Raw genomic sequence first — 23,671 nt, 5'->3', positions numbered from 1 at the left:
GTTTGGCAACTGATGGCAGCGGGAAGCACCGCTTGAGCGTGGTATCCAAGGTGGTATTATCGAGACATGATGCCATGAGTGATAGCCGATACCATGCTGCTTGATCTTATGTGTTCATGGTATCGAAATTGTTTAACTAACTGTTTTTATTGGCTTTATGGCCTGATTTTCGGGTAATCTTCCAGCATGGTATTGGAATCGAAGAAGGATAAGACTCTTGCTGACCGATACCAAGCTGCGCAACCTCAAGCCGAGGGATAAACTCTACAAAGTGAATGACCGGGATGGCCTCTACGTGGCCGTCACTCCTGCCGGTTCTATCTCATTCCGTTACAACTACTCGATCAATGGTAGGCAAGAGACAATCACCTTTGGCCGCTATGGCGTTGGGGGTATCACTCTGGCAGAAGCCCGTGAGCGGCTTGGTGAAGCCAAGCGGATGGTCGCCGATGGAAAGTCGCCAGCGAAGGAGAAGGCCCGAGACAAGGCGCGTGTTAAAGGGGCTGAAACCTTTGGTGCCTGGGCGGAAAAGTGGCTACGTGGCTATCAGATGGCCGATTCTACCCGTGATATGCGCCGCTCGGTTTATACGAGAGAGCTGGAAACGAAATTCGGCAATCAGAAGCTGACCGAAATCACCCACGAGGACTTGCGAGCATTAACCGACGCCATCGTAGAGCGCGGTGCACCTGCTACGGCGGTTCATGCGCGTGAGATCGTACTCCAAGTATACCGCTGGGCGACTGAGCGAGGCCAGAAAGTCGAGAACCCGGCAGACCTGGTGAGGCCAGCGAGCATTGCCAAGTTTGAGCCGCGAGATCGTACCCTAACGCCTGAAGAAATCAGACTTATGTACCAGTACATGGGGCGTATTGGTACATCGCCATCGATCCGGGCAGCGGTCAAGCTACTGTTGTTGACGATGGTGCGTAAAAGCGAGCTGACGAATGCCACCTGGAGTGAGATCAACTTCAGCGAAGCGCTCTGGACGATTCCCAAGGAACGGATGAAACGGCGAAACCCTCACCTGGTGTTTCTATCCAGGCAGGCCATGGACATCTTCATCGCTTTGAAGACGTTCTCCGGTGGATCGGAGTATGTTCTGCCGTCACGCTACGATTCTGACGTCCCCATGAGCAGTGCCACGCTGAACCGGGTGATGACGATGACTTACAAGCTGGCTCAGAAAGAGGGGCAGCCTCTTGCCAAGTTTGGACCCCACGATCTGAGGCGCACGGCCAGTACCTTGCTCCATGAAGCCGGTTACAACACCGACTGGATAGAGAAATGCCTAGCACATGAGCAAAAAGGCGTAAGGGCAATCTATAACAAAGCCGAATATCGTGAGCAGCGTACATCTATGTTGCAGGACTGGGCTGATATGATTGATGAGTGGGTTATTTAGGGGGCTCGCCAACTTTTAAAGGCATCTCTTACAAAAAGGTAATCAGGGATGAAAATAGAGAAGATAAAGCTACAAAATTTTCGTTGTTTCGGGCATGAGGTGGTCGAGCTAAATTTCGAGGAAGAACTGACAATACTTGTCGGCGGAAACGGCTCCGGAAAGACGGCAGTGCTGCAAGCTGTGTCCCGGTTGTTTGGTACATCATCAGCGCAGCGGTCGGTACAGCGTCGGGATTTTCATATACCTATTGACCGGCAGGAGCTGCAGTCTGGCGATAGTCTGTTTGTCGAAGCAGTACTTGCCTTCCCTGAACTGGAAGAGCAAGACGCTTCTCCTCTTGATGCCGTTCCGGAGTTCTTTAATCAGATGGCGGCTTCCGGTGAGGGAGAGCCCCTTAAGGCCCGGATACGACTACAAGCAACATGGACGGATGACGGTACGCCGGAAGGAGCAATTGAGGAGGATATACGCTGGATAAGAACCCTAGATGATAATTTTGAATGGGATGACTGTTCCAGGGTTCAGGCTGTAGAGCGCTCTTCGATCCAGTTTATCTATTTACCAGCCAACCGTGATGCGACGACGCAGGTGACCGCACTTCTTAAGGGGCGGTTATGGCAGGCTGCTAAATGGTCGCCGGTATTCAGGGATGCAAGTTTTGATAATGCGGATCAGATCCAGAACCGCTTCGAGGCGGAAGAACCGTCGAAGGTTCTGCTGAAGCGTCTTTCAAAGCGGTGGCAACAGGTCCATGAAGCTGATACAGACAGTCAGCCGCGTTTAAGGCTCATCGAAAATCGTTTTGAGGAGCTTGTTCGTAAGGCCGAATTTACCTTTGCGCCTGATGAAGAAGGGCAGGAGCGTCGGTTGTCCGAACTGAGTGATGGGCAGCGTTCTCTGTTTCATATTGCCCTTACAGCGGCAACGCTCGAAACCGAGCGGGAAGCTTTTTCTTTGCCTGCTGATGACAGCTCATTTGAACAGGATAAGTTACGCCGTGTTCACCTAACGATTCTTGCCATCGAAGAGCCTGAAAATAGCCTTTCACCGTTCTTTTTTTCTCGTATTATCAGGCAAGCGAGGGATATAGGCGCACTGCCTTCCGCGCAGGTTCTGCTATCTAGCCATTCACCGGCGATTCTGAGCCGAATAGAGCCGAATGAAGTGAGATATCATCGTATGGATCGAGGCGCCCGATGCTCATCGATCCGCGAGCTGACATTACCGGAGGATGGTACTGAGGCAAGTGTATATGTCAGGCTGGCAGTAAAAGCATATCCTGAACTCTATTTTGCGCGATTTGTAATCCTGGGTGAGGGGGATTCAGAGCGCGTCGTCATTCCGAAAATTGCGGAAGATATGGGGGTTCCACTTGACCCGTCATTTGTTCCTGTCGTCCCGTTAGGAGGACGGTTTGTAGCGCATTTCTGGCGGTTGCTTAGTGATCTTGAGATTCCACATGCCACATTGCTAGATCTTGATCTGGGGCGTAGGCATGGTGGGGCGAATACCATGAGAAGCTGCTTGGAGAACCTGGCTGCTATTGGGAATGACTTTCGAAATAACACTCAATATTTGCTTGGCAATGTCGATCCTGATGAAGCTGATCAGCTCACAAACCAAAACCTTCTTGGCGGCGATATACAAACAAACTGGCTTCATGCTTTCCGTGAGGAAGGTGTTTTCTTCTCCTATCCTATCGATCTCGATTTTGCCATGCTACGCGCATTTCCGCAGGCATATCAGGTGCCTAACCCCGGTGGGCGCGGCCCCATGGGGACTGAAGAGGCAATTCAGGCTAGGAAGCGCACCACCCTGAAAACAGGTGGCAGTCCCGCTTTATACACTCATCATTATGATGACGCTTTTAAATGGTACCCGTATCTGTTCCTGAGCAGCAGCAAGCCCGAGACTCACCTATCGGCCTTTTCCCGTATTCCAGACGGCGATATTGCTAGGTTAGCACCTCATGAGCTTAGGACGCTCATTGAGCATGTAAAACAGAAGCTTGAGCTGCCGGGAGAGGATGCATGACTCGCGTACGCAAGGATGATTGGGTACCTCAGGGAGTTGGTGGTCTTGAAAACAGAGCATGGGAAGCCTTACGTGAAACCGAAAGCAGCGTCCTCGTGACTGCTGGTGCCGGTGCCGGAAAAACAGAGTTCCTGGCACAAAAGGCGACCTATCTTCTTCAGACAGGTATTTGTCCGGCCCCCAAACGCATTTTGGCCATCAGTTTTAAAAAGGATGCCGCCCGAAACCTTGCTGAGAGGGTTGCAAAACGTTGCCCGAGGGATCAAGCGCGTCGCTTTGATTCAATGACTTTTGATGCCTTTACCAAGGGGCTTCTGGACCGATTCCGTTCTGCTTTACCAGAGCCGTTCAATGCCCCCGGTATGTATCAGATCATTAATCCGTTTCGTAGGGATTATGAGGATTTTATTGAGCGTCATGGTTATTATGGAGTGAGTGCTCAACAGCTTGAGAGAAGACTGCTTCTGACAGACCTGCCAATTGACTTGTCAAATGGATCTGAAGTAAATCGTGCGTTAGCAGATTACTGGCATGAACAATTTTTCGGAGGAGAGGAGATATCTTTGTCCTTCCCGATGATAAACAGGCTTGTAAAACTGCTGCTGCAGGAAAACTCATATATCCGTCGGGCCTTACAAGCGACATATCCCATCGTTTTTCTTGATGAATACCAAGATACCACCTATGCCCAGTTCGACATGCTGCTAACTGCGTTCAATGGTAGCGATGCTCTTTTCACAGCAGTCGGCGATGATAAGCAGCGCATCATGGGATGGGCGGGAGCCATGGATGACGCCTTTGACCAGTTTGAAAACGACTTTGCTGCCAGACGCATAACACTGCTTTCTAACTGGCGCTCACATGTGGATCTGGTTCGTATTCAGCACGAGATTGCCCGCCGGATAGACGATAATGTGGAAGAAGCGCAGGCACAAGGGACCCGTGAAATCGAAGGTGAGGTTTCTGCTATCTGGCAATTCCGGAGCGCAGATGACGAGAACAATTATCTGGCTGAATGGGTGAGCCGTGAGGTTCAGTCAGGGCGTGTTGCACCACATGATGTAGCGATTCTGATCAGAATGCGGGCAGATCAGGTTGAGGGTGAAATATCCCCTGCTTTTGCTCAACGAGGTCTCAGAATCAGAAATGCGGCCCGGTCAGTCGGTGAAATTCAGATACAGGATCTGCTTGGTGAAGAGCTGACCGGCATATTCGTTCCTTTGCTCCGCCTGGGAGCGACGAGCCGAAGCCCGGAAAACTGGGAGCAGGCCCAGCAGAACTATCTGTTTCTGGAGGCTGCCGATCCGGATAACGATCTCACGCAGGAGCGATTGCTGGTTAAGCTTGAAGCATTCGTCCGTCAATTAAGAGCAGAGCTAGCGCATCGCCAGCCTGGTCCGGATTCGGCGGAAGAGATTGCAGAGATGCTTCTTGAATTTGTCGGAACCCCTACGTTTCGGCAATCCTTTCCCGCTTACCAGCGTGCAAGGGATTTTGCGAGGGTGTGGAATGGATTCGTCACTCTCCTGAAAGAGTGCGCAGAACACAGCAGCAACTGGACGGAGGCGCTGGATGAGTTCGAAGGTATTGGCCAGGTAGCTCTGATGACCGTCCATAAAAGCAAAGGTCTTGAGTTCCATACGATGATATTTTACGGGCTCGACAATCAGACTTGGTGGAGCCTTACGCCGCAACGGGGTGAAGAGCTAAACACCTTTTTTGTTGCCTTTACCAGAGCAAAGCAGCGTGCGTTTTTCTCCCAGAGTGTTGAGCGAGGGCGTGCTATTGGCTGGATACGGCAATTACTGGCCCCGGCGGGAGTCGAAACCATAGACGGTACGACCATATTGGGTGCTACCTTAGTACAGCCAAGGTAATGCTCTCCCGCTCCATGCAATAGAAGTTTCATGTCTCCTTTGGGCCGTTGCTTCCTGCCAATTCGGACAGAGAGTATCGGCTCAAGCCTGAGCTGGTATATTTTAGCCGCTAAAATTTCCGTTGGCCTTTTCCTGGCCTGTTAGCAGGAAGCAAAAAATCTTTTCGAACCGCTGCTAATGCTTTAGATATTGCTTGAGGTGTCATTGGTTGTTGTTTTCTGCTTGGTAGCTTTTTGCCAATTTGAGATTGAGTGTAGCCATAATGCTGAAGTACCAGCATTTTCTTCTTATTGTCTGAAAGTTTAGAGTCGACCATCTTTCGAGCCAGATTGCGAAGCTCCGCCACGTCTGCTGGCTGTAATGTTAAATTCAACATGAATAGGAAGAAATAGTCATCGATCAGTTTGTCTCCTGACATTGCATGAGGCTTAGCGCGATGTGCAGATTGATGAGTTAACCTGGAAAGCTCGATATTGAATTGTGCGAGGGAGCGCTTTGCCTGTTTGTAACTTGGATTCCACTCGTCATTGGCAAGTTTGGGGCGATGCTCTTTACAGTAATTGTGGCTAAGTTCTAGTTTCTTGTGGTCTATAAGTTCAACCTCATTTGTTTGTTTCTGCTCGACTGCGAGCATGAATTTTGAGTACTCCGTAAGGTTTCCACAGAATTCGCAGAAATTATGTTTTCGTTGTACGTTTAGGTTGACGCCTTTGGTCGCTGCTGATTTCTTCGGACGCTTACAGGCGCAATCCCATGTTAATGCGATTAACGATTCAATGGTTGCGACGAAGCACTGATCTCTTTGGGTTTGTTCATCACTTGTCTTTATGAACTGACGTAGCAGTTGGCGCTGCATGCGCACCATTGCTTCCAGACCTATTAGCCGGATGATTTCGCTAAATCCAACCCCTGAGCCAATACCTGCAACATGGTTTTTATAGCTGTTTGGGAGGGAATCCATGTACTCAGCTATGGCAGGATCGATCAGTTCTTGTATCAGGCGAAGAATGGGGTAGCGCCGAGAGAAGGCAGAGTAAGGTCCCCAGCGCGTTCTAAATTTGGCTATAGCAAGAGAAACAGGCTGGGCGCAGCCTGGAAGGATGGCTATGTAGTCTTGCCCTAGGTCTAGTCTAGCTTGGTGTTCGATATTCATAACAACCTTATAGTCCAAAAATAAAGCTCAATCAAGTTGCATTGCTTGGCACCATGAAGCCTCAACAGGTAAATGGAGGTTCAAGCATGCAAACAATGGCAAATAAAGTTCTCATCAACAGGAAACAACTCTTGGAGATGATTCCACTTTCAACGCGCACAATTTATAACCTGGAACAGCGTGGGGAGTTTCCGAAGCGCATAGCGCTTACAAGCAGAAATGTTGCTTGGGATTTATCGGAAGTGGAAGAATGGATAGAGACGCGTAAAACGTCTGGAATCCAGGCTGCTCGACCTGGCAACACCATAGGGGCCTAACATTATGGCCCTTGATCTTATGGCGGCCTTTTCGGAAACGCCGCCGCCTCTTGATTATGTTTTACCTAACATGGTTTCCGGTACGGTAGGGGCCTTGGTTTCACCAGGTGGTGCCGGAAAATCCATGCTGGCCTTACAGCTTGCCACGCAGATCGCTGGAGGCCCAGACTTGCTGGAAGTCGGAGAATTTCCTGTTGGGCCAGTTATCTATCTTCCCGCAGAAGATCCTCCCGCTGCTATCCATCACCGATTACATGCGCTTGGAGCGCATCTCACCGCCGAGCAGCGGCAAGCTGTTGCTGAAGGCTTGTTGATTGAGCCGCTGATAGGAAGGTGCCCCAACATTATGTGTCTCGATTGGTTCGACGGCCTTAAGCGAGCGGCTGCGGGTCGCCGCCTTATGATCCTGGACACCTTACGTCGTTTCCACATCGAAGATGAAAACGTTAGCGGTCCAATGGCGCAAGTGATCGGACGTATGGAAGCCATCGCCGCCGATACAGGGTGCTCTATCGTTTTTTTGCACCATGCCAGTAAGAGCGCCGCCATGATTGGTGCGGGTGACCAGCAACAGGCCAGCCGTGGGTCGTCTGTTCTGGTCGATAACATTCGCTGGCAATCGTACCTGTCTGGCATGACGCAAACCGAGGCTGAGGAATGGGGTGTTGATGATAGTCAGCGTGGGTACTTCGTTCGCTATGGCGTGAGCAAGGCGAATTATGGCTCTCCTTTCGCAGAGCGTTGGTTCCGGCGTCACGAGGGCGGTGTGCTCAAACCTGCCGTGCTGGAGAGGCAGCGCGTAGCCAATGGCGTGCTGCCATTCAAGAAATCTAAGGTGAGGTCACGTGATGAGCTTTGATCTTACCCATGTTCGACATGATCCAGCTCACTGCCTGGCTCCTGGCTTGTTCCGTAGTCTGAAGCGTGGAGAGCGAAAGCGGCTCAAGCTGGACGTAACCTATACCCATGGCGAGGATTCGATACGTTTCTGGGGGCCTGAGCCTCTAGGTGTTGATGATCTTCGCATCCTACAAGGGCTTGTGGCTATGGCCGCAATTTCTGGTGATGGGGGACGCGGGATTGTGCTGCGAAACGAAACAGAGTCAGAAGTTGGGCAGCAATTGCGTCTCTTGCTAGACCTGAAGTGGGACGCGGTTGAGAAGGATGCAATGGTTGCCAAGGGCAGCTTTCGACAACTGGCCCGAGAACTTGGGTATGCCGACGATGGAGGCAGCCAGTTCAAAACTATCCGCGATAGCATCGAGCGCCTATGGGCAGTATCGGTCATTGTGGAGCGTAACGGGCAGCGTCAGGGTTTCCGCATCTTGTCCGATTACGTCAGCGACGACCGGGAAGGTAAACTGTTTGTCAGCCTAAACCCTCGATTAGCAGAGGCTGTAATGGGAGAACGTCCACATACTCGGCTCGACATGACTGAGGTTCGGGCGCTACAGACCGATCCTGCTCGATTAATACATCAGCGATTATCGGGCTGGATTGATGCCGGTAAATCTGGACGGGTAGAACTGAATACTCTTTGCAACTACGTTTGGCCGGATGCAACGAAGAACCCCAACACCTTGAAAAAGCGCCGTCAGACGGCCCGGAAAGCGTTGACTGAACTTATTTCAGTGGGCTGGACTGTACATGAATACGCCAAGGGAAAATGGGAGATTAGGCGGCCAGGGGCCAACCAAGCCAGCCCCCGGCGTGACAGCACCCATCCCCGGCATAATAGTACCCGTCCCCCGGCATAACGGTATCCCATCCCCGGCATAACGGTACCCGCTTCAATCGCGCAAACGCTTGCAGGGCAAGGCTTTCCGGCCTGTTTTGGAAATCGATCCAAGATATTCCAAAGAATATCCATCATGCGCGGCATAGCCCGCGCCTGAATGGCGCGTTCATGCCTTGCCAACTCAATCGGCCTTTGGCCGATGTTTTAACGCCAAGAGGGTGGCCGATTCTGCTTCCTCGCTAAGGGCTATCACCTCTTCTTGGCGTTCAATCCGTCCGAAGGACGACCAAAGCCGCCTTATACGCTCCAGGAGCGTCGTTCAGAGGCCGACTAGGGGTACTGGAGGGCGATGCCCGAAGCGCCTCTCTGGGCGGTTCAGAAAGCGTATTCAATGCATCAAGATGAATAGCAACTTAAGCCAGTAGCGGTCTGTAAATGTGTGTAGTTTGTAGTAAGTGATTATGCATAATTAATCGTGTATTCCGTGCCGTAGTCCCCGAGCAAGCGATGGACCTCAGCGCAGAGCCGATCAAATGAGAGATAGGCGCCCAAGGGCAGCCAGTAGTATTTGATCTGTCGCCACAAGATCTCGATCAAGTTCAGTTCTGGCGAGTAAGCGGATAGGTAGACCAGATGCACACGATGCGACATCCACTCCAGAATCTTGCTCTTGAACGCCTTGGAGCGATGCATACTGGCATTGTCCAGCACCACCACGGCGAAGGCATCGGGGTCTTTCTGAGCCACCAACTGATCGAACGCCTCAATGACTGTCTCGGTGGTGACCGACTCGGTGGTCGTGTGGTAGACCAGCTTCCCTTTTCGGCTCACGAACCCCAGCACGTTCAGCCTATGGTTATGAGAGTACGCCGTTACCTCCCACGGTTTTCCGATAGCGCTCCACGCATAGGGTACCGATGAGGACTGCGAGAAACCTGACTCATCGAAGTAATACAGCTCGTGCTCGCCCCGATCTTCTTGCTCCTGGAGCACTTTCAGAAGGCCCTGGGTATGGCGAAAATCTGTCTCATCACGTCGGCCCTTCAGTGAGTGCCGAATGCGCTTAGGGATGAAGCGCCTTGCCATGCTGCCGTCCTAAGCTGAGATCCTACCGGCAGTATGCATGAAAATATCTGCCTAAGCACTTATGTAGTAGCACCATACAACATACTACAACGCTACATTTCCTATTCGCATATACATCGTGCTCGCAACCTGTCTGAAGGTGGGTGCGCGGCGCAACAAGAATGCCTCAACTAATACCGACCCCAAACAGTCAATGAAATGGCAGTTAAGTGGGTGGGGTGTTATGGAAGTCTTTGTAAAACAAAGCAATGTGTCGGATGCCCACGTGTTTCATTGACATTTGAGGGGCGGGATTTCAAGCAAGGTGGCCACATGAGGCAACTCACAGGAAAGCTGTGTTTTTGTGTGTAGTGAATGGCGAGGAAAGTAGTCATCTCAAAACGCTGCTAGACCACTATTTTAGCGCTGTTGAGTCGCTATAAGTGCGCTGTCATACCGCTGTAAAGGTCGATTTGCTCGGAAAAACACGGTTTGCACAGGAATAAACATGTTATTGCACAGAAATGCACATACCGTACGTGCAAGAATCAACGCTGTGGTGCGGGCAGGATAGGTGAAGTAGGCTCACCGACAAGTCGGTGGTTCCTTCTTCACTTACCTTATTCGCGCCGGGCGCTCAACGGTCATCCTGCTCTGCGAGGCCATTGGCTGCCGCCGTAGGAGTTGTTGGATTAAATTTCTCCATGTCAACTTTTATGTCCAATTATTGAGCTTATACGTTATGCATTGAAAGGCACGATAAAGCATTCATTGGTAATGGAGATCAACGAATGCAAAAAGTTAGAAGAAAAAATTTAGCCGCTAAAATTACTCTGGTCGTCGCCATGACGACCTGCACTTTGCAGCCTGTCCACGCCGGTATTCCTGTAGTTGATGGCACAAACCTATCGCAGAACATCATGACCGCGATGGAAGCGGTTGCGCAGACGCTCAAGCAGATTCAGGAATACCAAACTCAACTCCAGCAGTACGAAAACCAACTGCAAAACACGATGGCACCGGCGGCCCATATTTGGGACCAGGCGCAGCGCACCATCAATGATCTGAACCAGGCAACCAACACACTCGCCTATTACCAAAATCAGCTTGGCAGCCTCGATGCCTACCTGGGCAAGTTCCAGGACGTGGCCTATTACCGCAGCTCGCCGTGCTTTTCATCGGCGGGGTGCAGCGATGCCGAACGGGTCGCGATGGCCGAGAACCGCCGCCTGGCGTCTGAATCGCAGAAGAAGGCCAACGACGCGCTGTTTAAGGGTCTTGAGCAGCAGCAAGACAACTTGCAGGCTGACGCTCGACAACTCCAACGTTTGCAATCTGCCGCCCAGGGCGCGGATGGCCAACTGGCCGCCATCGGGTACGCTAACCAGCTCGCCAGCAACCAGGCCAACCAGCTCCTGCAAATCCGCAGCTTGCTGATTGCTCAGCAGAATGCCGTCGGCACGCAAATGCAGGCCGAAGCCGACCGCGAAGCTCAGTATCAGGCTTCACGCGATAAGCTCTATGAGGGGCTGTCAGAGCCAGTCAACCGTTCTCACAGCAAGGAGTACTAAGCATGAAATACATGATTCAAATGCTGACGCTCCTGCTTTCTTTGTTCCTCATGGCGGGATGTAGTGAGAAGGAAGAAAACTGCGAAAAAACAAACCAACAGCAAGAGCAGTGCGAAAAACAGGACGGGACTATCTACGATAGCCTGAAAGAACCGGTGGATCGCTCTAAGAGCAAGGAGTTCTGATATGAAAACAGTACTTCTTCGCTTTGGGGCAGTACTGCCCTTTGCTTCCATTTCACCAGCCGCCTTTGCCGAAATAGATAAAGGCGGCGTGTTGAATGAAGTTTCGGACCGTTTTTTAACCGAAAGCTCAAATTGGGCGACAACAATTACTGATCATGCGTCCTGGTTATTCTGGACACTGGTTGTTATCTCAATGGTCTGGACGTTCGGCATGATGGCATTGCGCAAAGCCGACATTGGCGAGTTCTTCGCCGAGTTTACCCGCTTCACCATTACTACCGGGTTCTTTTGGTGGCTGTTGATCAATGGGCCTGGCTTTGCAATGGATATTATCAACTCGTTGAGAAATATCGCGGCTGAAGCATCCGGCCTGCCAAGGGGGTTGAATCCGTCCACGCCGATAGATATTGCGTTTGATATTATCGCTAAGGCAGCGAGCAGCTATAGCATCACTAGCCCTATGGACAACTTGTCCATCTTCCTGACCACGCTTGCCATATTGGCATGCATGGCCATTGTCGCGGCCAACGTTCTTCTTGCCCTAGTTACGGCATGGATTATTGCTTACGCGGGAATTTTTGTCTTGGGCTTCGGTGGCTCGCGTTGGACCTCTGACATTGCCGTCAACTATTTCAGGAGTGTGGCCGGTATAGCACTCAAAATCATGACAATGACACTGCTGGTTGGGATCGCTGTTTCTATTATCGATGGTTATCACTCCGACCTTTCAGAAGGTGCGCCAATGGACGAATTGTTGGTCATTTTCGTTGTGTCCCTTGTCATGGTTATTCTCGTTAACTCCGTACCAAACGTGGTTGCAGGTTTGATCCCTGGCGGTGGTGCTGCTGCGAGCGCTGGTAGTTCATTCAGTGCAGGGGCCTTGATTGGTGGTGCTGTCGGTGCCGGTGCAGCCGTCGCATCGGGTGGTGCTGCGCTTGGAAGCGCTGCCATGTCCGGGGCGACTAATATGGCCGGTGGAGACATGCCGAGCTTCGGCGGTAGCTCTAGTGATACCGGCGAAAGCTGGGGTGGTAGCGCCACTGGCAGTGATAACGCGAGCACGGGTGATACGCCATTTGCCCAGGCAGCAGGTTTTTCCGGAACGGGTAGTTCCAGCTCTGGCGGTGGGTTTGGTCGGGCAGCTTCTCTAGCAGCCGGAACGGCTGGCGAGCTTGCTAAAGGGGTCGGGGCAAAGATGGCCGGAAGTTTTCAAGACAAGGCTAATCAGACCGCCGGAGGACGCCTGGCATCCTCAATTCGTGAAAGCATGGAGCCAAAGAGTGATAACGATGCTGGTAGCGCTGATCAGGTGAGTGATACCGCATCGTTCGACAGCGATAGCTTGAGCGGTGGCAACGGCGGCGGCTGGGTAAACCAAGCGGGCGGCTTTGATGCTCTGTCCAGCGAGGACCAGGACAAGGCCCGCCAATCACACGCTGAGTGGCAAGCACGCGACCCGGAAAAGCACACCTTCGACGTCGGGGACTACGTTTCGTATGCCCAGGAACGACAGCAGGAACGTAATGAAGAGGTTGCCAGCTTTGTGAACCGCGATCGGCAAGATACGTAAGGAGATAAGACGATGAAAGAACGTAATTTCATGGCTGCCCTGGATATGCTCGACAAAGACCAGGAACCCCGCACAGAAGCCGATTTTGTGCCGGTTGTCGAACCATCGACCGAGGAAGAGAAAGACACCGAAGCGGAGATTGCGGCCTTTGTGAATCGCCCGGATCCTACTGGTCGGGTGGGGGCATCGAGCAGCATACGCATCAGCAATGACGCAGGGGCTGGAACCGGGAAAACCCCGTTTTCAGAAGTGGCCGGGTTTTCCAATACCGGCCTATAGAAAGCACACGGGCCGGTGATGGTGCACCGGCCCGCATTTCCACATACCACCTGTCAGAGAGGTGACACATGACAACCACGCATAATATCGAAGTTCAGCAAGCAATTCATCACGCAGCGACCAAGCTGGCCGCCCTGGAGTTCATCGACCAGGAAACCGCCCGGCAGATTTCGCCCGTCGCGGAGGCGGTCGCCAATATGTTCACAATCCTTTACTACCAGGCTGAAACTGGCCGAGCGACGCCGGATGACTTCGAGCAGGCGTTGGACACTATCCGCCAAGTGACAAGGAACCAAGGCAAAAGATGATGCACGATAAGACAGAACGAATAACGAGGAAGAGCAGCACACCTATCAAAGTGTACTGCCTGCCCGAGGAAAAGGAGCAGATCGAGGCGCAGGCAAAACGAGCTGGTATGAGTGCTGCACGGTACTTACGCGAAGTCGGTCAGGGTTATCACATCTCTGGTGTGGTGGATTATGAGCAGGTTCGGGAATTGGCCCGAATCAACGGCGACCTTGGCCGCTTAGGTGGCCTATTGAAGCTATGGCTTACCGATGACGTGCGAACTGCCCAGTTCGGCTAGTCTACAATCCTTGCTGTTCTCAGCAAGATTGAGGCGACACAGGAGGAAATGGGTAAGGTCATGACCAAGATTGTTATGCTGAGGTCTGAGCCATGACAAGGCTATGATCGCTCCCCTTGTTTTTACGTCGGCGGGCCAGCTCTTCCTTTGCCCAAGCTGAAGACTCCATCATATCCCGCCGAAGTTCCAATTTCTCCTGGTCTGTCAGTCTCTGAGCGCCCCGGCTGGCGGCGTCAGCTTCGAGTGGCAAAGCTTTCTTGGTGTAATTACTTGATTCTTCTGGGCTCTTCTTGCTCATTCTATCGCTCCTCAATCCGTCTCTTGATGTATCAATCATAGCGCCTATGAATTAGGAGCAGGTTACTCAGCGATGCTCTCAACTTCAGCTCGCCTGAGCTAGCGAAGGCTGTTAATATTTCCGTTAACTTTTCAATGTTCTGGTTGTGTCAATGAATCAACGCATAGGATACATCCGAGTATCGCCGGATAGCCAGCACCTAGACCTCCAGCGTGAGGCCCTCAAGAAGGCAGGGTGTCGCGCGATCTATGAAGAAGCTTTCAGCGGTAATAGCAGAGAGCGCCCAAAGCTTGAACAGTGCCTTAGGGAGTTGCGTGCGGGGGATTCCCTAGTGGTTTGGCGGTTGGATGATCTAGGGCGAAGTTTGTCCGACTTAGTAATGACAGTGGAAAGTCTAGAGCAGCAAGGGGTGGGGTTTGAGAGCATTACCGAGCAGATCGAAACTACCGGTGCAGCAGGAAAAGTAGTTATTCATGTATTTGCTGCACTAGCTGAATTTCGACGTAGCTTGATTCGCAAACAAACGCAGCCTGGTCTTGCTGCAGCACGTGCTAGGGGCCGGGCTGGAGGGCGGAAGCCTAAGCTTGATGATAAGCAAGTTCGGGAGATTGAAGAACTTCTAAGCAACCCTGATATGCGTGTTGCAGACGTAGCTCGTCTTTATGGAGTCTCTCGCACAACGATTTATAAGTATGTTGGAGTCGTTGTGCCTCAGCATTGAAGGGGAGTCCAGTTTCGCTAATGAGTCTCATGGTGCTGTATTTAAATATGTTGAGGCTGTAACGAAGCGCACCACTAGATTCGGGTCTAATTGGTAAAAATTTTATAGGTGGCATTAGTGATAATAATAGAGCGGACCTTTAAAGATATCCCTGATGGGAAGGTTAATGATGCCGACCAACAGTCTTTCTTGGTCAGCCTGGGCTGGTCGCGAGGATATACATGGGATGATTTGCTACATTCAAAACGTGTACTGATAATTTCCGAGGCAGGGGCAGGAAAAACCTACGAATGCCGTAAACAGTCGGAGCGCCTTTGGGCCTCGGGAGAACCTGCATTCTTCATTGAATTGGCCGCGTTGGCAACAGAAGACCTTCGCAGTCTGTTAGATGCAGATGAAGAAGCCCGGCTGGATGGGTGGCTTGCCTCACAGTCTGAGGTGGCGACATTTTTTCTGGACTCGATTGACGAGCTAAAATTGACGATGGGGTCGTTTGAGCGCGCGCTCAAACGACTGAAAAAGTGTATCGGAGGTCAGCTTCATCGGGCGCGCGTCGTCATCACGACACGGCCGATCCCCTTCGACGAACAGCTGGTCCGAAACGTACTGCCTGTTCCTATGGTGCCGTCTTCGGACTCCGATGAAGAAGCATTTGCGAAGATCGCAATGCGTGAGCATCGGGAGCCACACGGCAACAGAAGAAATAATCAATCGCCCGATTGGCGGTCTGTAGCTTTAATGCCATTGTCGGACGAACAGATCGTCGATTTTTGTCGACACCAGGGAGTGAGCGATCCTGAGCTTCTTTTTGAAGACTTACGACGTCGCAATGCCCTAGAGTTTGCACGTAGGCCTCAGGACCTCATTGAGTTATGCGCGGACTGGCGTGAGCATAAACGCATCCGAACACATCGCGATCAGGTTGCCACGAATGTTCGCGTGAAGTTGCTTCCTCGCGAAGACAGACCTGAACCGGCGGAATTATCTGTCGACAAGGCGATCGAAGGAGCTAGCCGACTCGCGCTTGCAGTTCAGATGACACGTCGTATAACCATTCGTCATAGTGCAGCGTCCGACGCTGTTGACGAGGAGGCAGCTCTTGATCCCGCGATCATCCTATCCGATTGGCAGCCGAACGAACGAAAAGCACTGCTGGAGCGTCCGTTATTTGGCTTCGCTTCTTATGGCCGAGTGCGCTTCCATCATCGCTCTGTTGCCGAGTACCTTGCTGCGGAGCGGCTAATAGCTTTTCGCAGACAAGGCATGCCGTTTCGAGCCCTCAAACGTCTTCTCTTCGCGGAGACAAAAGGTAACACAATCGTTCGCCCGTCCAAGCGACCAGTGGCGGGGTGGCTAGCCTTGCAAGAAGACGGGATATTTGAACTCTTGCGGGACAATGAGCCTGCTGTGCTTCTGGATGAAGGCGACCCAGAGTCGCTAACGCAGACGCAGCGAAATCAAGCTCTTCACGCCTACGCTAAACGCTACGGCCCTGGTGGGTGGAGAGGCCTTCAGGTGCCTCACATTCAGGTCCACCGATTTGCATCGAACGAGTTGGCAGAAGAAATCGACAGGATTTGGCGCAGTGGAGTAGAGAATCCGGATGTACGAGAAGTCCTCATCAGCCTTATAGAGGCGGGGCGCATAGAAGCTTGTGCAGACATCGTATTCGATATCACTCAGGACATTGCTGCAACTGCGGTCGAGCGCATAATGGCTATTGACGCTTTAGTAGCCCTTGGTGACGAGAGATTAGGGATAGTTTCTGCCAGAATAGCTGATGCTGATGATCTTTGGCCTGACAGAGTAGTACGCGGTGCCATACTACGCCTTTTCCCAAAATACATGTCGGTTGAGCAGCTTTGTCGGACCCTTAGATGGATAAAACGAGAGAAGCGCAATGTAGGCGATCTTAGTTGGCAACTACCACGCCTGATAGCAGGAGCATCTCTTGATCTCCCTGTCCTTGAGGAACTTCGTGATGGTCTCCTCGCGCTAGTATCAGAGGGGCTTAAATGGCGAAAAGAGTGGCCGCATATTATGAGTGATAGGCCACATCTCAGTGGAGCACTCGCAGCAACATGTGAACGCGGCCTCGATATAAGCCTAGACGACCAGTGGCTGCATGGTGGTGTAATCGCATTGCGATTACACCACCGAGACCATTGCGACGATGAGCCGATCAAATCACTTCGCGAACGGCTGATCAATCTGAAAGCAGTGGACAATGAGCGTCTTTTCTGGGTTGAGGACGCTTTGCTGCAGTCGCTCCATGAAATCAAAGATCCTTGGAGACGGCTCGCAGAGATCACTATTCACGATGGACCAGTTCAGCTAAGACCGGACCGGGATCTGACTTGGGTGAGTGAAGCGCTTGGTGACACGACCCGGGATGCGGGTGAACGCGCAATGCTCTTGGAGGCAGCCATCCGTCTGTCGCCGGATCGTGATACATGGAAAAAACACGTTGAAGGACTTAGGCCTCTAATAGTGGATGAACCTTCATTCGTGCAAAGACTTGACGACTCGCTGAAGCCATCGAAGCACGACAAAGAGCATCGTCGTTGGGAAAAGAAGCAGGCTGAACGAAAGAAGCAAGAAGAGCGGCGAAAGGCCAAGAACCGCGCGAGCTGGGTTCAGTTCTGGCGAGAAGTTGCCAATCAGCCTGAAAACGCATTTTCGACGGAGCAAAGCTGGAACACTGCTTGGAACTTGTGGCGCGCCATGAGTCATGATGGTGAAGACAGTCGATCGTCAGGCTGGAACCGGCGATTCATTGAAGAGCAATTCAATCAAGAAACGGCCGACAAGCTTCGCCGGGTGCTGATGAAGATCTGGCGTGATGACCACCCAACTTTTCCCAGCGAAAGGTCCGAAGGCGAGCGCAATACATTCCTTGTACGTTGGCAACTTGGTCTAGCCGCGATCTACGCCGAAGCGGAGGCGCCCGACTGGGCAGCTAAACTCGGCGATGCCGAAGCCGAGCTAGCCGCGCGGTACGCTCTGATTGAACTGAACGGCCTGCCTCAGTGGATAGAAGGTCTCGTAGACACGCACCCAAACGCTGTGGACCGAACGCTTGGAAATGAATTGTCGTGGGAGCTGAACCGGCCGTCAGGTGAGCGTGGACATTCGAGCTTAATTCAAGGAATTGATTATGCGCCTGAGAGGGTAGCCAGTTTATTTTTACCTCGACTGGAATCCTGGCTAGATGACGGTGGGGACTGGATTAATGGCGCCGATAACACGACCGGAATGACCGAAAGGGTTCGGCAAGTCACACGGGTTATCTTGAAGCATGGCGATGCTGCGGAAATTAAGAGACTTCAAGAACGGGCACTACAAAGATTGGAACAACAATTGCCGTTTTCGCTGCGCTTTGTTTGGTTGTCGACCTTAATGCGAATTGATCCGCAGACGAGTGTCGAAAAGCTGGCGGATCAGATTGAGATAGTTGAACCATCTGAGCGATCAGACGCTGTGACATGGCTGGCCAGCCTCTTTGGTGATCGCCAAGACGGAATTGATTTGGGTGACGAACGATTCACGCCGCAACTACTGCTGAGGCTTCTTCGTTTGGCCTATCGCCACGTTCGAATACAAGACGATGCGCACCACGAAGGGTCCTATTCACCGGATACTCGAGACAACGCGGAACAGGCACGCAATAGCATTGTAACGGCATTACTCAACGCGAAAGGCGAGGAGGGCTTTGCTACCAAGCTCGAGATGGCCGCAGATCCTTTGTGCGTTCATTTCAAGGATCGCATTTTGGCTGTGGCAGAAGAGAGTTGGGCGCAAGAGATTGATGCTGAGGTATTTGATGAGGCTCAAGCAGTAGCGCTTGATCGAAGCGGGGAGGCGCCTGCCTCAACGAATGAAGCCATGTTTGCGATTTTGAAGGATAGGCTGTCTGACCTAAACGACCTTCTTCTCCGTGACACGTCACCGCGAGAGGCTTGGGCAGGGATATCAGATGAGAGGGTCATGCGTCGAGAAATTTCGCGCGAGCTGAGCTATGCCGCGAACTCGATCTACACTGTGGACCAAGAGGCTGTTACAGCTGACGAAAAGGAAACTGATATACGTTTGCGCTCTGTTCTTTCTAAGCATGAAGCTGTGATTGAACTAAAACTTGGTGATGGGCGCACAGCGACAGACTTGCGAGATACAATAGAAAATCAGCTTGTTAGGAAATACATGGCAGCAGAATACAGTAAAGCTGGAGCTTTGCTGGTGACTCTTGCAAAAGACCGTCAATGGCAACATCCAGATGAAAAGCGCAGGATCAAAGCGGATGAGTTATTGTCGCTGCTGACTGCAGAGGCTGACAGAGTGCAACAGGCTTTGGGAGGCGGAGCCTATATACATGTACACCTTCTTGATTTGCGTCCTAGGTTGCCTATTGAGTCTCAGGCTAAGCTTTGAACGCTAAGATAGGCTCCGAGTATCGACTTTGTTGCTTAAGTTGGTGATTTCTCGACGTGGTATTTTTCATGGTCTTTTGCTTTTTGTGGTTAGTATCATGTTGAAAAATAAACTTTTTTTGTTTCTATTGATAATCGAGTGGGAGTAATTTCACTTGTTGCATAAAAAATAATTTGTTGTACAAATAAGAAAGGGCGCCTACTTTTGACGCCCTTTCTTTATAACCAAATGAAATGGCCATAGGGTTAGGCTTTGCTTTTATTGTTTTGCGGTTTTCTGGGTAAATTGATAAAAAACGCCATAATTAAGCCGCTGATAGCGAGCACAATTCCCAAAATAAAAGCCGTTTGTACTCCAGCCGTTAAAGAGGTGCTAGCTACAAATGGCGCCGATGGGTCTGTAACGGTTTTCAAGTAGTTGCTTTGCGCAGCCGACATAATAGTAATGGCAAGAGCAGTGCCAATGGAACCGGATACTTGCAGTAAGGTATTTATTAAAGCCGTGCCGTCTGGATATAGTTTTTGAGGTAACACATTTAAAGCATGAGTTTGCAAAGGCATCATCACGAAGGTGACGCCAATCATAAGACCGGAATGTAATAAGATGATCGTCAGAGCAGACGTTTCTGTGTTTACATTTGAGAGATTCCATAACATCATAAGCATAATGATGAAGCCAGGAGCAAATAACCATTTGGGACCATAATTATCATAAATACGTCCAGCAAATGGCGATAAAATGCCATTTATTGCGCCTCCAGGCATAAGCGTAAGCCCTGCAGTCAGCGCCGTTAGCCCGAGTCCAATTTGTAGAAATAAGGGCAAAAGAATCATACTTGATAAAATAATCATGAACGTGACAGACACACTCAATAAACCTAAGGTATAGATCGGGTATTTCAAAACACGTAAATCTAACATAGGGGTATCGAGTTTTAGCTGTCTTGATGAAAACACCAGTAGAGATACTATACCCATTATTAAGGTACTAATGACGGTTGTGCTGCTCCATCCTTGGTGCCCTGCCACACTAAAGCCATAGACAATGCCACCAAAGCCAAGAGTGGACAAAAAGATTGAAGGCACATCTATTTTGGGTTTTGTGAGAGTCGTAACGTTCTGCACAAAAATCAGTCCGTAGATTAAAGTAAAAATAAGAAAGGGCAGAATTAACCACAGAATCCAATTCCAGCTTAATAGTTCAATAATTAAGCCCGAAGTGGCTGGTCCAAGCGCCGGTGCTGACATCATCACAAGCCCAATCACCCCCATAATGGTACCTCTTCGATGAATGGGGAAAATGACTAATGCGGTGTGAAACATCAGGGGGATTAATAAACCGGTTCCTATGGCCTGAATAATACGGCCTATAAGTAATACACCAAAAACAGGTGCTATACCGGATACTACGACTCCAAGGATGGAAAAAAGTAGCGAAGTAATGAATAGTTGCCTAGTGCTATACCTTTGTATTAACAAGGCTGAAACGGGGATGAGTATTCCCATAGTGAGCAAGTAGCCAGTTGTTACCCATTGCACTGTGGAAGAAACCACATCCAACTCTTGCATTAAATTACCCAACGCCATATTTAATGCGGTTTCGCTAAATAATCCGATGAATCCCGCGATTAAAAAGGAGATTAAAATCGGCACTGGTTTTATAGTGATTTGATCTTTTTCGCTTACTGCTGTAGACATTAAATTTCTCTAGGTTGATGGAATAAGGAGGGGATTTGTTCTGCGATGGTTTTAAGGGGGTCGCCGCTTTTGGTGGCTAAAGCTAAAAGAATGCCGCCTTCCGTGAGGGCATGAAAAACGATGGCTAAATCCGTGGCTTTTTGCTTTGTATAGCCAGCCTCTAGGAGTTTTTCAGCATAAATGGATTGCCAGTCTTCAAACGTCGCTTCACACGCCAGACGAATCGGTTCGCTGGTGGAGTGCTTTTCTCCCGTAATGGCGCCAATCGGCGAACCAAGCGGTGTGCCGTCCTCTCCAAATACTCTGGATAATTCGTCTACATAGGCTTGAAAGGCATCTATTGGATTGGAGATATCAGCAAAAATGCCTTGAATATCTTCCATCACTAATTGTTTGGTACTGTTAATGGCCGCAATCGCTAATTCTTCTTTGCCTTCTGGAAAGTAATAATACAGCGAGCCTTTAGGGACGCCACTTTCCTCAAGGATCTCGTTCAAGCCCACGCCGCTATAACCACGTACTCTAAAAAGACGGGCTGCCGTTTCAATGAGCGCGTCTTTAGGTTTTACTTTTTTATTCATTACTAATGGTTCCACTGCAAACTTATACCAACTGGTCTATTATTTGAGTATCGTAAGGGAAAACCCGTAATGAGTCAACGGTAACTGACTTAGACCGTCATTAGGTCATGCTTTGATAAAACCCCGGCGACGTCGTTCTAGCCAGTTCTATAAACGCTTGTACATAATCCGTAGTAATATCCGCTTCACGTGCGCCCAGAAAAATTTGCTTCGCAATACCATTAGGCCCCAAGCGCACGGGGGCTACGGCGAACTGGTCTGCGTACTCTTCAACGAGCCAACGGGGCAACGCGGCCACACCGCGGCCACAGGCTACCATTTGTAGCATGATATCGGTGGTTTCAATGGTTTTGTGGCGTTTAGGTGCGATACCGGCTGGTAGCAGAAATTGGTTGTAGATGTCTAGACGCCCAATGTCTACCGGATAAGTAATCAGTACTTCGTTGTTGAGCTGGGGTGGCTCTACGTAGGGGGTCTTTGCCAGAGGGTGGTTTTTGGGGACTACCAACACCTGTTCGTAGTCGAATACCGGCTCAAATTTCAGGCTAGGCTTGAATACGGGATCAGGGGTAACGAGTAAATCAATCTCATAACCAAAAAGGGCACCTATGCCGCCAAATTGGAATTTTTGTATTACATCCACATCCACATCGGGCCAGGCATTTAAATAAGGTGAAACGACTTTTAATAGCCATTGATAGCAAGGGTGGCACTCCATGCCAATGCGTAGAGAGCCGCGTTCACCCTGTGCAAACTGGAGCAAGCGCTCTTCGGCCAGTTCCAATTGTGGTAACACACGGTTGGCTACGGTCAATAGATGTTGGCCTGCCTGAGTCAGCTGCAAATTGCGACCTTCGCGTCGCCAGATCTCGGTGCCTAACTGCTGCTCTAGTTTTCGTATGCTATGGCTTAGGGCAGACTGCGTCACGTGCAGTACGTTTGCTGCAGCGGTTAAGGAGCCTTGTTTTGCTACTTGTTGCACAATGCTCAGGTGGATACGTTCTAACATAGTAAACAATAATAGATATGAGATATATTCATGGGTATGTGAAATAAGACCATTTTACTTCATGTGTGCGCTTTTCTACAATGCAATCTACTTACTTAATATGAAACCATTCGAAATTAGGACGCCAGAGCATCATGAGCAAAGAGTTTGCATTTAATATCAAGAGCATTTTTTTCGATGAGAACTATCATCCTTCGGACAATACGCGCCTTACCACCAACTTTGCGAACTTGGCTAGAGGGGAGAGCCGTCAAGAGAACTTGCGTAACACCCTAAATATGATTAACAACCGTTTTAATGCCTTAGCAAATTGGGATAACCCGAACGGAGATAGGTATTCGGTAGAGCTGGAAATTATTTCTGTGGATATGGATATTGAAGGTGATGGTCAATCCTTCCCATCGATTGAAGTATTGAAGACAAATATTATTGACCACAAAACTAACGAACGCATTGAAGGCATTGTAGGTAATAACTTTTCTTCTTATGTGCGCGATTATGACTTTAGCGTATGGTTGTTAGATCATAACAAGAATCAATCTACCTTTAGTATTCCTGATAATTTCGGTGAGTTACATGGGAAAATATTTCAGTGCTTTGTCAATTCAGAAGCGTATAAACAGCGCTTTAACAAAGCACCTGTAATTTGTCTGAGTGTGTCCGATAGCAAAACTTACCAACGCACTGAAAACCAGCACCCCATATTAGGTTATGAGTATGAACCCAATGAATCCTCTTTGACTGAGCAATATTTCAAAAAAATGGGCTTACAAGTGCGTTATTTTATGCCACCCAATAGCGTGGCACCGTTGGCCTTTTTCTTCTTGGGTGATTTACTGAATGATTACAGTAATCTAGAACTTATTAGTACGATCAGTACAATGGAAACTTTTCAAAAAATTTATCGACCTGAAATCTATAATGCCAATGCGCCAGCAGGACAAAGTTATAAACCTAATCTAAAAAATTCGGATCATTCATTAACGCAAATTGTTTATGATAGAGAAGAGCGTAATGAGTTAGCAGTGAAACAAGGGAGGTTTACTGAGGAGCATTTTATTAAGCCGTACAAGACGGTTCTTGAGCAGTGGGCTGCTAATTACGCACAATAAGTCCTTCATTTATTAAAAATTATTTTTATATTTATATATTTATAT

General features: G+C 50.0%; 19 protein-coding genes and 2 pseudogenes. 15 read left to right on the top strand and 6 right to left on the bottom strand.

Annotated features, from left to right (window positions below; translation table 11 throughout):
* Positions 1-217: 217 nt before the first annotated feature.
* Genes AC2UZJ_RS00305 through AC2UZJ_RS00295 form a run of 3 tightly spaced genes read left to right on the top strand, consistent with a single transcriptional unit; the run spans position 218 to position 5,316 of the window.
* Positions 218-1,405, top strand: coding sequence for a tyrosine-type recombinase/integrase (locus AC2UZJ_RS00305; protein ID WP_486948126.1), 1,188 nt, complete (start codon positions 218-220; stop codon positions 1,403-1,405).
* 48 nt (positions 1,406-1,453) lie between these two features.
* Positions 1,454-3,439, top strand: coding sequence for an ATP-dependent nuclease (locus AC2UZJ_RS00300; protein ID WP_486948125.1), 1,986 nt, complete (start codon positions 1,454-1,456; stop codon positions 3,437-3,439).
* Complete coding sequence (locus AC2UZJ_RS00295) at positions 3,436-5,316, top strand: UvrD-helicase domain-containing protein (protein ID WP_486948124.1); 1,881 nt, start codon at positions 3,436-3,438, stop codon at positions 5,314-5,316. Before AC2UZJ_RS00300 ends, AC2UZJ_RS00295 begins: the two co-directional genes overlap by 4 nt.
* Positions 5,317-5,425: 109 nt before the next feature.
* Here the strand turns inward: AC2UZJ_RS00295 and AC2UZJ_RS00290 are convergent, their stop codons facing one another.
* Positions 5,426-6,469 (bottom strand): LuxR family transcriptional regulator, encoded by a 1,044-nt coding sequence (locus AC2UZJ_RS00290; protein ID WP_486948123.1) that lies wholly within the window; start codon positions 6,467-6,469, stop codon positions 5,426-5,428.
* 86 nt (positions 6,470-6,555) lie between these two features.
* Between AC2UZJ_RS00290 and AC2UZJ_RS00285 the strand changes: the two genes are divergently transcribed.
* From AC2UZJ_RS00285 to repC, 3 genes are read left to right on the top strand one after another with little or no spacing between them, the layout of a single operon-like run.
* Positions 6,556-6,786, top strand: a complete 231-nt coding sequence (locus AC2UZJ_RS00285; RefSeq protein WP_486948122.1) for a helix-turn-helix transcriptional regulator — start codon at positions 6,556-6,558, stop codon at positions 6,784-6,786.
* Between the two features lie 4 nt (positions 6,787-6,790).
* On the top strand, positions 6,791-7,645 hold the full coding sequence (locus AC2UZJ_RS00280; protein WP_144726643.1) for a helicase RepA family protein: 855 nt from the start codon (positions 6,791-6,793) through the stop codon (positions 7,643-7,645).
* Positions 7,635-8,543, top strand: a complete 909-nt coding sequence (repC, locus tag AC2UZJ_RS00275; protein ID WP_091855258.1) for a replication protein C, IncQ-type — start codon at positions 7,635-7,637, stop codon at positions 8,541-8,543. Before AC2UZJ_RS00280 ends, repC begins: the two co-directional genes overlap by 11 nt.
* A gap of 440 nt (positions 8,544-8,983) precedes the next feature.
* Here repC and AC2UZJ_RS00270 read toward each other — a convergent pair.
* Positions 8,984-9,589, bottom strand: a pseudogene (locus AC2UZJ_RS00270) (IS630 family transposase); the annotation flags it as partial.
* Between the two features lie 791 nt (positions 9,590-10,380).
* Between AC2UZJ_RS00270 and trbJ the strand changes: the two are divergent.
* The 6 genes and pseudogenes from trbJ (at position 10,381) to traJ (ending at position 13,876) form a co-directional block, all read left to right on the top strand.
* Complete coding sequence (gene trbJ / locus AC2UZJ_RS00265) at positions 10,381-11,160, top strand: P-type conjugative transfer protein TrbJ (protein ID WP_041523384.1); 780 nt, start codon at positions 10,381-10,383, stop codon at positions 11,158-11,160.
* A 2-nt stretch (positions 11,161-11,162) separates the two neighbouring features.
* Complete coding sequence (locus AC2UZJ_RS00260) at positions 11,163-11,345, top strand: hypothetical protein (protein ID WP_289072850.1); 183 nt, start codon at positions 11,163-11,165, stop codon at positions 11,343-11,345.
* Between the two features lies 1 nt (position 11,346).
* Positions 11,347-12,915: a P-type conjugative transfer protein TrbL gene (gene trbL / locus AC2UZJ_RS00255; RefSeq protein ID WP_486948121.1), complete on the top strand. Its 1,569-nt coding sequence runs from the start codon at positions 11,347-11,349 to the stop codon at positions 12,913-12,915.
* Positions 12,916-12,927: 12 nt separating this feature from the next.
* Positions 12,928-13,194, top strand: a complete 267-nt coding sequence (locus AC2UZJ_RS00250; RefSeq protein WP_486948120.1) for a hypothetical protein — start codon at positions 12,928-12,930, stop codon at positions 13,192-13,194.
* A gap of 68 nt (positions 13,195-13,262) precedes the next feature.
* Positions 13,263-13,502: a type I toxin-antitoxin system ptaRNA1 family toxin gene (locus AC2UZJ_RS00245; protein ID WP_486948119.1), complete on the top strand. Its 240-nt coding sequence runs from the start codon at positions 13,263-13,265 to the stop codon at positions 13,500-13,502.
* A pseudogene (gene traJ, locus AC2UZJ_RS00240) lies at positions 13,502-13,876 on the top strand (conjugal transfer transcriptional regulator TraJ). Before AC2UZJ_RS00245 ends, traJ begins: the two are co-directional and overlap by 1 nt.
* Here the strand turns inward: traJ and AC2UZJ_RS00235 are convergent.
* The gene (locus tag AC2UZJ_RS00235) at positions 13,854-14,117 is read right to left on the bottom strand and encodes a hypothetical protein (protein WP_486948118.1); all 264 of its coding nucleotides are present in this window, start codon (positions 14,115-14,117) and stop codon (positions 13,854-13,856) included. The pseudogene traJ and the gene AC2UZJ_RS00235 overlap by 23 nt on opposite strands.
* Before the next feature lie 112 nt (positions 14,118-14,229).
* Here AC2UZJ_RS00235 and AC2UZJ_RS00230 point away from each other — a divergent pair, with 112 nt between their 5' ends.
* Positions 14,230-14,799 carry a recombinase family protein gene (locus tag AC2UZJ_RS00230; protein ID WP_486948117.1) on the top strand — a complete coding sequence of 190 codons (570 nt, stop codon included), beginning with the start codon at positions 14,230-14,232 and terminating at the stop codon, positions 14,797-14,799.
* 117 nt (positions 14,800-14,916) lie between these two features.
* Entirely contained in the window at positions 14,917-19,227 is a 4,311-nt protein-coding gene (gene hyoA / locus AC2UZJ_RS00225) for an NACHT domain-containing antiphage protein HyoA (RefSeq protein ID WP_486948116.1), read from the top strand.
* A 245-nt stretch (positions 19,228-19,472) separates the two neighbouring features.
* Here hyoA and AC2UZJ_RS00220 read toward each other — a convergent pair whose 3' ends face one another.
* From AC2UZJ_RS00220 to AC2UZJ_RS00210, 3 genes are all read right to left on the bottom strand, one after another.
* Positions 19,473-20,924 (bottom strand): MDR family MFS transporter, encoded by a 1,452-nt coding sequence (locus tag AC2UZJ_RS00220; RefSeq protein WP_486948115.1) that lies wholly within the window; start codon positions 20,922-20,924, stop codon positions 19,473-19,475.
* The gene (locus AC2UZJ_RS00215; protein WP_486948114.1) at positions 20,924-21,505 is read right to left on the bottom strand and encodes a TetR/AcrR family transcriptional regulator; all 582 of its coding nucleotides are present in this window, start codon (positions 21,503-21,505) and stop codon (positions 20,924-20,926) included. Before AC2UZJ_RS00215 ends, AC2UZJ_RS00220 begins: the two co-directional genes overlap by 1 nt.
* Positions 21,506-21,605: 100 nt before the next feature.
* The gene (locus tag AC2UZJ_RS00210) at positions 21,606-22,514 is read right to left on the bottom strand and encodes a LysR family transcriptional regulator (protein ID WP_486948113.1); all 909 of its coding nucleotides are present in this window, start codon (positions 22,512-22,514) and stop codon (positions 21,606-21,608) included.
* Positions 22,515-22,648: 134 nt separating this feature from the next.
* On the opposite strand from AC2UZJ_RS00210, the gene AC2UZJ_RS00205 reads away from it, so the two are divergent.
* Entirely contained in the window at positions 22,649-23,626 is a 978-nt protein-coding gene (locus AC2UZJ_RS00205) for a DUF1852 domain-containing protein (RefSeq protein ID WP_486948112.1), read from the top strand.
* The last annotated feature ends 45 nt before the right edge of the window (positions 23,627-23,671 follow it).

This window comes from Paenalcaligenes sp. DL 309, from assembly GCF_057475285.1.
Note: the sequence above shows the minus strand (reverse complement) of the source record. Positions and strands in the feature narration are given on the sequence as shown.